At 56.7% G+C, this 12,921-nt stretch carries 9 protein-coding genes; 6 read left to right on the top strand and 3 right to left on the bottom strand.

All coding sequences use genetic code 11. From position 1 onward, the window contains the following. The first annotated feature begins 135 nt into the window (after positions 1 to 135). Positions 136 to 1,713, top strand: a complete 1,578-nt coding sequence (locus ACTQ52_RS06895; RefSeq protein WP_441982167.1) for a DUF4368 domain-containing protein — start codon at positions 136 to 138, stop codon at positions 1,711 to 1,713. 164 nt (positions 1,714 to 1,877) lie between these two features. On the opposite strand, the gene ACTQ52_RS06890 is transcribed toward ACTQ52_RS06895, so the two are convergent. Both ACTQ52_RS06890 and ACTQ52_RS06885 read right to left on the bottom strand, forming a co-directional pair. Continuing rightward, positions 1,878 to 2,501: a flavin reductase gene (locus ACTQ52_RS06890; RefSeq protein ID WP_441982157.1), complete on the bottom strand. Its 624-nt coding sequence runs from the start codon at positions 2,499 to 2,501 to the stop codon at positions 1,878 to 1,880. Positions 2,502 to 2,637: 136 nt separating this feature from the next. Next, positions 2,638 to 3,978 carry an MATE family efflux transporter gene (locus tag ACTQ52_RS06885; RefSeq protein WP_441982156.1) on the bottom strand — a complete coding sequence of 447 codons (1,341 nt, stop codon included), beginning with the start codon at positions 3,976 to 3,978 and terminating at the stop codon, positions 2,638 to 2,640. 743 nt (positions 3,979 to 4,721) lie between these two features. On the opposite strand from ACTQ52_RS06885, the gene ilvA reads away from it, so the two are divergent. The 5 genes from ilvA (at position 4,722) to ilvC (ending at position 10,800) form a co-directional block, all read left to right on the top strand. Further along, positions 4,722 to 5,927: a threonine ammonia-lyase gene (ilvA, locus tag ACTQ52_RS06880; protein WP_441982155.1), complete on the top strand. Its 1,206-nt coding sequence runs from the start codon at positions 4,722 to 4,724 to the stop codon at positions 5,925 to 5,927. Positions 5,928 to 6,048: 121 nt separating this feature from the next. Then, on the top strand, positions 6,049 to 7,242 hold the full coding sequence (locus ACTQ52_RS06875) for an ATP-binding protein (RefSeq protein WP_441982154.1): 1,194 nt from the start codon (positions 6,049 to 6,051) through the stop codon (positions 7,240 to 7,242). A 12-nt stretch (positions 7,243 to 7,254) separates the two neighbouring features. Continuing rightward, positions 7,255 to 8,943, top strand: coding sequence for a biosynthetic-type acetolactate synthase large subunit (gene ilvB, locus ACTQ52_RS06870; protein WP_441982153.1), 1,689 nt, complete (start codon positions 7,255 to 7,257; stop codon positions 8,941 to 8,943). Continuing rightward, positions 8,940 to 9,464 (top strand): acetolactate synthase small subunit, encoded by a 525-nt coding sequence (gene ilvN / locus ACTQ52_RS06865; RefSeq protein ID WP_410043520.1) that lies wholly within the window; start codon positions 8,940 to 8,942, stop codon positions 9,462 to 9,464. Before ilvB ends, ilvN begins: the two co-directional genes overlap by 4 nt. A gap of 316 nt (positions 9,465 to 9,780) precedes the next feature. Continuing rightward, a complete protein-coding gene (gene ilvC, locus ACTQ52_RS06860; RefSeq protein ID WP_410043521.1) occupies positions 9,781 to 10,800 on the top strand; it encodes a ketol-acid reductoisomerase in 1,020 nt (339 codons plus the stop codon). A 1,023-nt stretch (positions 10,801 to 11,823) separates the two neighbouring features. On the opposite strand, the gene ACTQ52_RS06855 is transcribed toward ilvC, so the two are convergent. Further along, positions 11,824 to 12,681, bottom strand: a complete 858-nt coding sequence (locus ACTQ52_RS06855; RefSeq protein ID WP_441982152.1) for an AraC family transcriptional regulator — start codon at positions 12,679 to 12,681, stop codon at positions 11,824 to 11,826. Between the last annotated feature and the right edge of the window lie 240 nt (positions 12,682 to 12,921).

Raw genomic sequence — 12,921 nt, 5'->3', positions numbered from 1 at the left:
CGTTGATACACACCCACGCTTATGATATAATTGCCATAGAGCAAAAGTATTGTAAGCGTGGGTTGTTTCTTTAGAAGGAGGATTTTTACGGTGAAACAACCTTACAATACTACTATTTACAACACGGCTCTTTATATGCGGTTAAGCCGTGACGATGAAAGCTATGGCGACAGCGTAAGCATTGAAACGCAGCGGACAATCCTGCAACAGTACGCAAAGGAGCAGGGGCTTCATGTGGTCGGGGAATATGTGGACGATGGGTGGAGTGGGACAAACTTCGAGCGTCCGAGTTTCCAGCGCATGATGGACGATGTGGAAGCTGGAAAAGTAAACTGCATTGTCACCAAAGACCTGTCCCGTTTCGGGCGGGAGCATGTGATGATGGACTACTATCTGGAATTTCTGTTCCCGGAAAAACGGGTGCGGTACATCGCCGTTGCGGAGAATGAGGACACAGAAAAGGGACTGTCCGATTTTGTGCCATTCAAAAACCTGTTCAACGAATGGTTCGCAAAGGACACCAGCCGCAAGGTAAAGACTGCTTTCAAAGCAAAGTTTGCCGCCGGACAGCGTATCAGCGCCTATGCTCCCCTCGGGTACAAGAAGCACCCGGAAATCAAGAACAAGCTGGTGATCGACGAGGAAACCCGCTGGATCGTGGAGAAGATTTTTGACCTTGCTATTCACGGCAAAGGGGCGGCCAGCATTACAAGGATATTGATTGCGGAAAAAGTACCGACGCCGGGATTTATCAACTTCCAGCGTGACGGGACTTTTGCCAATATCTACGCTGGCGCACCAGAGGAAAAAGGCTACGCATGGACGATAGCGCAGGTCAAAAGCATTATGAAAGATGAAACCTACATCGGCCATACCATCCACTACCGGGAGACCAATATTTCCTTTAAGAACAAGCGGAGGATACGCAAGCCCAAAAGCGAATGGGTACGGGTGGAAAACACGCAGGAGCCGATTATCAGCGAACAGGTTTTCCGGCAGGTACAGGAGCAGATCGCAAGCCGCCGACGGGAACGCAAGAACGGCACGACACAGATTTTTGCAGGACTGATAAAGTGTGCGGACTGCGGCTGGTCACTGGCCTACGGGGAGAACAGGCAGAACAGCAAGCCCTATGGCTACTACCATTGCAGCAAGAACGGGCAAGGCACACGCCAATGCTCCATGCACTACATCCGCTATGATGTGCTTTACGCCTATGTTCTCTCCCGTCTGCAATACTGGTCGGGGCTGGTACAGCATGATGAAGAACAGCTTTTGAAGCGGCTGCTGAACGCCAATGACAAAGGACAGGCCGCCGCAAGAAAAAAGCAGGCCGCTGAACTGAAAAAAGCGGAGAAGCGGAAAGCCGAGGTCGATACCCTGTTTGCCCGGATGTATGAGGACTGGGCGGCGGGGCGTATCACGGAATACAACTTCAATATGCTGTCCGGGAAGTACCAAAGCGAACAGGCGGAACTGGAAGAAAAGATTGAACAGCTTCAATCTGCTATTGCCGCTGAAAGCCAGAGCGCCGCTGACGCAGAAAAATGGATCGCCTTGATGAAAGAGTGCGTCAATCCCACGGAACTCACCGCCGAACTCTTGAACACGCTGATTGAAAAAATCCTTGTCCATGAGGCGGTCAAGAACGAGGACGGAAGCCGGGAACAGGAGGTAGAAATCTTCTACCGCTTCATCGGCAAAATTGATTGAATGACACCAATATCTTTAACTATGTGATACCGGAAAGTCGCTGCCGAGCATCGATAACTTCGTGATTTTAAGCAGACTGTTGCATACCAGCATTGATAACCTCCTCGTCGTAGACGGGGAGGTTGTTGTTTTATATTGGGTACGGGCGGCGTGAGTCGATATGCCTACTTCACGATTTTTTCGAAATCTGAGGCCGGGTGCTTGCAGATCGGGCAGATGAAATCATCCGGAATCTCTTCGCCGACGTACTCATATCCACAGATGCGACAGCGCCATACCGTCTGCCCCTTGTCGGTCTTTCCGACCGCCTGTGGCTTCGGCTTGATGTGATTCTGATAGTACTCGTAGGTCGTGGATGGCGTATCACTCAGCACCGCCATATCCGTGATCTCGCCGATGAACATCGTATGCGAACCGAGATCCACTGTCTTATCGACCGTTACGGAAATGTAGGCATTGGTTCCCTCTGTAATGTAATAGAGGCCATCAGCGCCACGTGCACAGCCGGTGAAATTCGTAAACTTATCGACATCACGACCAGACTGGAAACCGAAGTGCTTGAAGAGTTCGAAATCTGCCTGCTCACTCAGCACGGATACGGTGAACTTCCCGGTCCGTTTGATCATATCATGTGTATAGTTTGCCTTATTCACGCAGATGCTCAGCTGATTCGGCTCCGATGCCGCCTGAATCGCCGTGTTGATAATGCAGCCGTTATCCTTCTCACCGTCACGTGCGGTCAGCACAAACAAACCATAACTTAGCTTATACATCGCCTTCTTATCCATCAGACTTCCTCCTTTTTCATAGAATCAACGAAAATGAATCACGTACACTATACTTGCTATTAAGAAGTGTTCCTAATAATAAGTATAGACATTTTTCGGATGCTGTCAATCGAGCTATACGGAGGGGATGCTGTGTTTAGTAGTTATTGTTCCGTGTGATCCATAGGAAGGTCCCGGTGAAGAGGATGCCTTTCACGATGGAGGTGCTGGTGAGGGCCCACCAGATGCCGTCGAGGCCGAGCGGGCGGCTCAGGATGATCGCGAGTGGGATGCGGGCGCCGGTGAAGGTGATGCTCAGGATGCTGCACAGGCGTGTCTTTCCGAGGCCGGAGAGGGCACCGACGGTGGTGAGCTCGACGCACATGAAGGCTTCACCGAAGCCGATGATGATGAGGTAGCTGATCGCGGTGACGATGGCCTTCGGTTCGTGGAAGAAGACGCCGGCGAGCGGTCCCGGGAAGCAGATGAAGATCGCGGTGACGAGCAGACCCCAGAGTCCGACAGTGAGGAGGGAGATGAGGTAGCCCTTCCGGATCCGGTCATGCTTCGCAGCGCCATAATTCTGGGCGACGAAGGCATTGAGCGCGGCGGCGAAGCCGTCTGCTGTGTTCCAGGAGATGGACTCGATCTGTCCGCCGACACGCTGGGTGGCAACGGCTTCTGCACCGTAGCCGGAGACCATGCGGGTGAGGACCATGGAGATCGCGCAGTAGGCCATGCTCTGGAGGGCGGTCGGGACGCCGATCTGGAAGATGCCCTCGAGGATGCTGAGCGGCATCCGGGCGAGGAGACGGGTGCCCTTCAGGATGTTATCCTTATGGCCGCGGAGGACGCCGAGGATCATGATCAGCATGACGATGGCCTGGGCGGTGACGGTCGCGATGGCGGCACCGGTGACGCCGAGACGCGGGAACGGGCCCGGGCCGAGGATCAGCACCGGATCGAGCACCATGTTGATGACGAGGCCGATAAGGTTCGCGATGAACGGGGTCTTCGAGTCACCCTGGGCGGTATAGAGGCCGGTGAGGGTCAGGCTCAGGAAGGAGAAGACCACGAAGCCGCAGGCGATGCGGGTGTAGGAGATCGCGGCGGCGTAGGACTCGGCGTCACTCAGCTGGAAGAAGTTCACGAGCGGGTGCACGAAGGCGACGCAGACGAGCGCATAGAGGAGGCCCATCAGCGTGGACAGCTGTACGGCGGTCTGCGCGTAACGATGTGCGCGGTCATGATCGCCGCGTCCTAAGCATTGAGCCACATGGACCTGACCGCCCATGCGCGCCATGGAGGCGAGGCCCTGGGAGAGCCAGGTGAACATGCCGCCGACACCGACGCCGGCGACCGCCTTCGAGCCGAGCATGCCGATCCAGGCCATATCCGTGATGTTGTACAGGGTGCTGATGAACGACGACGCCATGATCGGAAGCGCGAGCTTCACCAGCGTTTTCATGATCGGACCCTTCGTTAAATTACCATTCATAGTATTTATTCCTTATATATGTACTCTGAGCTAGTATACACGAAAATACGATAAGGTCGAGAGCTTATGTCTGCTATCGGGAAAAGATTATATCTTTTTATGACGAAGCTTACGGTGCAAAAACTGAAACCGCATGCCCCTCCGTGAATACGTCCTATGAATTTTTATGATACTCGTCTACGCGGGTTAGCCTTTACTAATTGCACCGTTGTACTTTATCATATACACAAATTTAGTTTAAAAATGCGTTGTAGCAAGGCCAATCGGCCTTCGGTCTACCCGCTCAGAGAGCTGCCGGCTGGTGCGAGGCAGTGCGGTGTACCGGATGTTTATCCCCTTGCGAGCAGCCGTGCCGAAAAGGGCCCGATAGGGTGCCGTAGGAGAGTAAAGTAGGTGCGGACGGCAGGCACCGTTATCAGGGCCAGCGGACTGTTGGGTCTGCACGAAGGGGCTGTCTATCAGAGACAGCAAAAAGAGTGGTACCGCGGAAGGTAAATCGTAACAGCTTTCGTCTCTTACAGGGTCTATGGACTTTGTGGGGGCGGAGGCTTTTCTTTTAACTTTCTCCCGGAAGCGGAGGAAGCGCATCCCCCACAGATTTCGAAACAGAGCAGCGGTGGCGCTGGCGACGCCCAGCCGATCGAGCCCGAGCTGATGCGACCGCGAAGCCGTTCCGCGATCGAGGTCGATCAGCATCGACGTAGCGCCACAGATGCAACACAGGAGAAAGGCAGGCACATACTATGGTGACACTGGATAAAATCTATCATGCAAGCTTCGTTTTAAAGGATGTGGCGCGGAAGACGGACCTCATCGCGGCGCCTCGGCTCGTGCCGGACGCGCAGGTCTATCTGAAAACCGAGAACCTGCAGGTAACCGGCAGCTTCAAGGTACGCGGTGCCTACTATAAGATCAGTCAGCTGAGCGAGGAGGAGCGCAGTCACGGTATCGTAGCCTGCAGCGCCGGTAACCACGCGCAGGGTGTCGCGCTCGCAGCGACGAAGATGGGGATCAAGAGCGTCGTCTGTATGCCGGATGGTGCGCCGATCATGAAGGTCGAGAGCACGAAGCGTCTCGGCGCAGAGGTCTGCCTCGTGAAGGGCACCTACGACGATGCCCATGACAAGGCCGTCGAGCTCCAGGAGCAGACGGGCATGACCTTCATCCATCCGTACGACGACGATGCGGTCATCGCGGGCCAGGGCACAATCGGTCTCGAGATCCTCGACCAGCTCGAGGATGTGGACGCGGTGATCGTGCCGATCGGTGGCGGCGGACTGATCTCCGGTGTCGCCTTCGCGATCAAGAGCCTCCGTCCGGAGTGCAAGGTCTATGGTGTGCAGGCGGCCGGTGCGCCGAGCATGTTCAATGCTTACCGCGATCATCAGTGGGAGTCCCTCGACAGCGTCTCGACCTTTGCGGATGGTATCGCCGTGAAGAATCCAGGCGAGACCACCTTCCAGATGGTCGAGAAGTACGTGGACGACGTCGTGACCGTCAGCGAGGATGAGACCGCCGCTGCGATCCTTGCACTGATCGAGAATCAGAAGCTGATCGCCGAGGGTGCCGGTGCCGTGTCGGTCGCTGCCGCGATGTTCGGAAAGCTCCCGATTCAGGGCAAGAAGGTCGTGTGTCTCATCAGTGGCGGCAACATCGACGTGAACATCCTGTCCCGCGTGATCACCCGCGGTCTCGTCATGAGCGGCCGCAACGCGAACCTGATGATCGCGCTCGAGGATAAGCCGGGCCAGCTCCAGCAGGTCAGCGAGATCGTCTCGAAGTGCGGTGCCAATGTCGTCTCCGTGCATCATGACCGCGGCGACACGAACATGGCGATCTCCAGCTGTTTCCTGAAGCTCGGCCTCGAGACCCGTGACCGGCAGCAGATCGAGGAGATCCGTGCGGCCCTCACGCAGGCTGGCTTCCGCCTCGTCACGGAGCGCGCCTGATCGGGGCCAATGCTTCCGACGAGACATCGTCACGATACATAAGAAGCTCAGCGAAGGGCAGCAGCAGAGGGATCCTCCCGGCACAGCCCTTCATGGAAATAAGAGAAGGGAGTGGAGAAGGATGAATCTGCATTATATGAATCAGCGTTTAAGCAGTCTCGTGGTGTTCCGTGAGCTGCTGCAGGATCCGGTGATCGCGGCGTTTCAGCGGATGCTGGCGAGCGCGGAGCTGGACGACGGCGATGCCTTCGCCACGGCCTGTGCGGCGTTCGAGCACCGGCTGTTTGAGAAGACAGAGAACTGGACGGAGTACCTCAGCACTGCGGTGCTGGAGAGTGAGAACATCTGCGTGCGGCGACAGGCCCACGGCGAGCTCAGTGCCGTCCTCAGTGACAGTCTGCAGCGGGAGCTGGCACTTCTGAACGAGCTGTCTGCGCTGACCCTGGAAGAGCTGACGGCGGAGATGAGTGCCGCGCCGGACTACTTCGTCGCGTGGGTCACCGAGGCGGGCGCACTGCCGACGGAGTATGCGAAGCGCATGCAGGAGATCAGCACGAGGGGATACGGCATGTTCGCGCGGAACCACGTCTTCGTGGTGGAGGATGGCCGGCTGGTGCCGGTGAAGCATCCGGATCCGCAGCGGCTTTCCGAGCTGCCGGGCTACGAGAAGGAGCGTGAGAAGGTCATCGCGAACACCGAGGCGCTGCTGGATGGACGTCCGGCGAACAACGTGCTGCTGTACGGCGATGCGGGCACCGGCAAGTCGAGTGCCATCAAGGCGATCGCGAACGAGTATGCGGCACGGGGCCTGCGCCTCGTCGAGGTGAAGAAGAACCAGCTCTACCAGATCCCGGATCTCATGGATCAGCTCGCGGCGAACCCGCTGAAGTTCATCCTGTTTATCGATGACCTCAGCTTCACGACGAACGACGACAACTTCGCCGCGCTGAAGGCCATCCTCGAGGGAAGCGTCGGGGGCCGCGCCGGCAACATCGCGGTTTACGCGACGAGCAACCGGCGGCATCTCATCAAGGAGACGCTCGAGGACCGGCAGGGCAGCGACATTCACGAAAGCGATACGCGTCAGGAGCTGATGAGCCTCGCGGCACGCTTCGGCCTCACGGTGACCTTCGGGCAGCCGGACAAGAGCCGCTTCGTGCAGATCGTCACGGACCTCGCCGCACAGTACGGCGTGGAGGACGATCCGGAGAAGCTGATCGTACGGGCGGAGGCCTTCGCGATCCGCGCCGGCGGACGAAGCCCGCGTGTCGCGAAGCAGTTTATCGAGCTGTGTAAGGCAGGTGTTTTAAATTAGGGAGGAAAAGTCATGATTTTAAATGGCTCTCAGATATTTGTAGAAGTGCTGGTGGAGCAGGGCGTCGATACACTGTTCGGTTATCCGGGTGGTGCGGTGCTGAACCTCTACGATGAGCTGTACCGTAACCAGGATCGCATCCACCACATCATGACGGCGCACGAGCAGGGCGCGAGCCACGCGGCGGACGGCTATGCACGGGCGACCGGAAAGACGGGCGTCGTGCTGGCAACCAGCGGTCCGGGTGCGACGAACCTCGTCACCGGTATCGCGACGGCCTACATGGATAACGTGCCGATGGTCGCCTTTACGGGCAATGTCGGCACCGCGGTCTTAGGGCGCGATGCCTTCCAGGAGGCGTATATCGAGGGAATCACGATGCCGATCACGAAGCACAACTACACTGTGCGTCGGGTCGAGGATCTCGCGGATACGATGCGGGAGGCGTTCCGCATCGCGCAGAGTGGGCGTAAGGGACCGGTGCTCGTGGATATCCCGAAGGACATCACGGCGGCGAGCTGTGAGTTTACGCCGAAGAAGCCGGCGGAGATTACGGTGAATACCGAGGTCGATGCTGAGGATCTCGCCCGGGCTGCGGAGCTCATCAACCAGGCGACGCGTCCGGTGGTCTACTTCGGTGGCGGTGTCGCGGTCAGCGAGGCGAGCTGTCAGGCACTGCGCGATCTCATCGCGAAGGCGGACATGCCGGCGACCTATACGCTGATGGCAGCCGGTGTCCTCAACTACGGGGACAAGCGGAACCTCGGTCTCATCGGGATGCATGGCACCTACACCGCGAACAAGGCGGTCGACCAGGCAGACCTCGTGCTGGCGATCGGTGCCCGTTTCTCGGATCGTGTTGCCCTGAACCCGGAGAAGTTCGCGGCTGGTGCGAAGATCGTGCAGATCGATATCGATGCCAGTGAGGTGGATAAGAACGTCCTCGTCGACGCTTCGGTGGTCGGCGATGCGGCCGTGGTGCTGCAGGCGCTGCTTCCGCTGGTCAATGCTGCCGAGCATCCGGACTGGTTCACCCAGATCGCGGAGTGGCAGGCGGCCGACTATCAGCCGAAGGACAGCGAGACGGTCCTGAAGCCGCATCAGATCATCCGCGAGACCTGCGAGATGACCGGACCGGATACGACCTACGTCACCGATGTCGGTCAGCATCAGATGTGGGCGGCACAGTACGTGCTTCACACGAAGCCACGCGGCTTCCTGACGAGTGGCGGTCTCGGCACCATGGGCTACGGCTACGGTGCGGCGGTCGGTGCGCAGGTGGCGCTCGGAAACGGGCATCGCGTGATCCACTTCACGGGTGACGGCTCCTTCCATATGAACCTGAACGAGGCGTGTACGGCGGTGAGCTACGAGCTTCCGATCATCACGATCATTTTTAACAACCAGGTGCTCGGTATGGTGCGCCAGTGGCAGACGGCCTTCTACGGCAAGCGCTACTCGAGTACGGATCCGGAGCGGAAGACCGATTATGTAAAGCTCGCTGAGGGCTTCGGCGCGAAGGGCTACCGCTGTGAAACCATGGCGGAGTTCCGTGCAGCCCTGGCAGAAGCATTGACCAACGAAGGCCCGAGCTGGATCGAGTGCCGTATCGATAAGAATGAGAAGGTGCTGCCGATGATTCCGCCGGGAGGCACGGTGCAGGATATCACCATGACGGACGACGAAAGGGGGCAGGTATGATGGAGCATCAGTATAAGTATCCCCGCAGGGTCATCAGCATCCTGGCGGTGAACCGCTACGGTGTGCTGGCGAGAATCTCGAATATGTTTAATCGCCGGAGCTTCAACATCGACAGCATCACGACCTCGGAGACCATGGATCCGGGCATCGCGCGGATCACGATCACGGTCCACGTCGACGAGCAGAAGCTGAAGCAGCTGCTGCTCCAGACACGGCGGCTCGAGGATGTGCGCGAGGTGTATGAGCTTGCGACGGCGAGTGTGCAGCGGGAGCTCCTGCTCATCAAGGTCCGCGCAGATAAGGATAATCTGCCGAGCCTCCGCGACATCGCTGGGGTCTACAAGGCGAAGATCATCGATCTCTCCCCGGACAGTCTCGTCATGGAGCTCACCGGTAAGCCGGAGAAGGTCGAGGGCTTCCTCAACATGATGCGGAACTACGAGGTGCTCGAGATGTGCCGGACCGGCATCACCGCACTCGAGCGCGGCACGGATCACATCTTCGGGGACGAGGAGAATTAAGAAGTGCATCGATGAGCCGGCTCGAGGCGCAGAAGCGCTGGAGCCGGGGATGAAAGGCCGGACGATGATCGAAGCGGTCGGAGGCATTGGCCGAAAATACGTCAGTAAAAGCAGTCTTCGCGGCTTTTCAGCGAAAGTGTAGGAGTTTGCATCAAGCAAACTCCGGAACGACCTCCAGCAGAGCTGTGCTCTGCTCCCCGAAGGGGCTAAAGTCGGGCTTCATCAGCCCGAGTTTAGGGCGCGGAGTCGATGGCTTTTATGAATAAAAACTGTTAACCAGCATTTAGAACAGGAAAAGAGAAAAGGAGAAAAAGAAATGGCGATCAAGAAGTACTATGATTCAGATTGTAACCTCGGTGTACTGGATGGAAAGACTGTCGCGGTCATCGGCTTCGGCTCACAGGGCCATGCGCATTCCGAGAACCTCGCAGAGAGCGGCGTGAATGTCGTGGTCGGTCTTCGTAAGGGCTCCGGTCACTGGGAGAAGGCGGCGAAGTTCGCTGAGACCTGCCCGAACTTCCATGTGATGGAGGTCGAGGAGGCAGCCAAGGCCGGCGATATCGTCATGATGCTCGTGCCGGATGAGCTCTGCGCAGATATCTACAACAAGCAGGTCGCTCCGTACATGACCGAGGGCAAGACCCTGGCCTTCGCGCACGGCTTCAACATCCACTTCAAGACCATCGTGCCGCCGAAGAACGTCGACGTCATCATGATCGCACCGAAGGGACCTGGTCACACCGTTCGCAGCCAGTATGTCGAGGGGAAGGGCGTTCCGAGCCTGATCTGTATCGAGCAGGATTTCACCGGCAAGGCGAAGGACACCGCACTTGCTTACGCTTCCGGCATCGGCGCTGGTCGTGCGGGTATCCTCGAGACCACCTTCAAGGAGGAGACCGAGACGGATCTCTTCGGAGAGCAGGCGGTTCTCTGTGGTGGTGTCTGTGAGCTCATCCACGCGGGCTTCGATACACTCGTTGAGGCTGGCTATGCGCCGGAGATGGCGTACTTCGAGACCTGCCATGAGATGAAGCTGATCGTCGACCTCATCAACGAGGGCGGCTTCTCCAAGATGCGTTACTCGATCTCCAACACCGCGGAGTACGGCGACTACCGCACCGGTAAGCGTCTCATCACTGAGGAGACCCGTAAGGAGATGAAGAAAGTCCTCACCGAGATCCAGGATGGTACCTTCGCAAGTGAGTTCCTCACGGAGATGAATCCAAACGGCGGCCGCAAGGTACACTTCCTCGCAAAGCGTCGTATGGAAGCAGATCTTCTCATCGAGAAGGTCGGCGCAGAGCTCCGTCAGATGATGAGCTGGCTGAAGAAGTAAACACTGACGGTCCCTCCGGGGGCCGTTTTTGTATCATAGTATAGGCGATGATGATTTTTATCACGCCAAATGTTTTTCAGAGACACCTGTGCCGGGCGTCTCTTTTTGTTTGCCTGCCCACCCCGAGCTACACGCTTTATTCATTTACATTTTGAACCCGCCCCATGCAGGCAAACAAAAATTTGACGCCGTCGCACGTGGAAAGACGTTGCCTTTTTATGGATTGATTGCCTCTCGTATCTGACGCTGCCGCGCGAGAATGTTGATCGATGATTCGCTAACTATTGCGCGCGGCCCGGAAATTTATATGACTGAACCGGTTGAAATCAGGGGGAATGGATGGGACTATCCAATAATGGCCAGATTTCGTAATCGTGGATATTTTCAACATATGTTGTCTCTTTTGCGTGTGAGGCAAAAATATCCACGATTTCAAAATAAGGCAGTTATTGGATGATTTTTCGGAAAATCAGACATACGCATATATGCGTACTATCGGATATTCTTTGTTTTTAAATATAGTGGATATGCATTTTCATGACTTAGAGAAGAATTTCTTTAAACGTATATCCAATAATCGGTCTTTTTTTAAAAGCTGGATACTGGGGGCATGGGGCGCTCTTATAAAAATAGGTGTTTAATATCCAATATTTATGAAATCACCTTAGATTGGATAGTTTTCGCTCCCCTCCGACTTTTTAGGATCAAAAACATATCCAATATTTTCAAAATCAAATCAAATTAGATATGATGGGGTATCTGTGCCGAAGGCGTACAGGATGGCAGGAATGCGGATCCGGCTGATGTCTTCCGGCGCAGTCTGAGCCGAAGGCGAATAGGACGGCGACGTCTCAGGGTTTGCCTGCATGGGGTGGGGCCAATATGCAAAAGGATAGAGGCTGTTCATGGGGCGGGCAGGCAAACCCAGAGACGGCCGGGGGCAGGATAACTCTTGGAAATCAGACGGGCGTCGAAGTCGATTGCTGAACGTTTATGTCGAAGACCGTTGAATGATTACTTGATTTATCTCTTTCGGTACGTCCGCGGGGTCATCTGGAAGTGGGCCTTGAAGGCGCGGTTGAAGTAGGAGAGGTTTGCGAAGCCGGACGCGGTCGCGATGGCGAGGATGCTGTCGTCGGTGGTGCGGAGGGCGTCGGCGGCGAGGTTCAGGCGGTAGTCGTTCAGGAAGGCGATGAAGCTCTGACCGGTCATCTGGCGGAACCAGCGCATGAAGTGGCTGCTGCTGAAGGAGCAGACCGCGGCGGCGTCTTCGACACGCAGGGCTTCAGTGTAGTGAGCCGAGAGCCACTGCAGGATCGTCTTTAAGCGCAGGGTATCGGCGGTCTCCGCCGGGAGCCTGGTTTGCTCCTCCCGGATCAGGATGGCGAGGAAGTGGAGGAGATCCGCCTTGATGATGAGCTCGTAGCCGCTGAAGCGGGTGCGGTTCACCTCCTCGATTTCGCGCAGGCAGGCTGCAGCGCTCCGGTAAGAGGGATCCCCCTTCGCGAGATGTACTGGAAGCGGCAGGCGACCGCTCTCGAGCGGCAGCAGGTACTTCTCCGCACAGAGATCATCCGTACCGCCGAGAAGCTCGAGATCGAAGATGATATTTTCGTACTCCATCGTCTGGTCGCCAGCCTGGCGAAGCGCGTGCAGCGTCCCTGGCACGAACACGAAGATGTCCCCCATCTGCGCCGGAAAGCTCGCCGTACCGACCTGGATGATCCCCTCGCCCCGCTTCACAAACACCAGCTCCATATTCTCGTGCCAGTGCAGCGCCACCTGCGGAAAATCCCCCGGAATCGTACAAGGATATATATTGAAGGGAAAACGCAGCGCACCATGCTGCTTCGTCTCCTGAAGGGATGCCTGATTCTTCATTGTTTGCTCCTAACATCAGTAGATTTCTACAGTGAAGTCAGGAGGGAGTCCGGAGGACCGGCAACAGAAACCATACGAAGCGGTCGTGAAGAATCAAGCCGGGTTCCCTTAGCGGCACTTGGTGTTATCTCTCCTTGGAACCCTCTGTCAACGCTGAGTTTTCATCAAGAAAACTCAGCGATTGCAGAGGGCCTAGTGCCGCTTAGGGGTCCCGGCTTAGAGTCTTCCGAGCGCGCAGTA

The organism is Oribacterium sp. Sow4_G1_1 (genome assembly GCF_052116105.1).
Lineage (GTDB): Bacteria > Bacillota > Clostridia > Lachnospirales > Lachnospiraceae > Oribacterium.
Note: the sequence above shows the minus strand (reverse complement) of the source record. Positions and strands in the feature narration are given on the sequence as shown.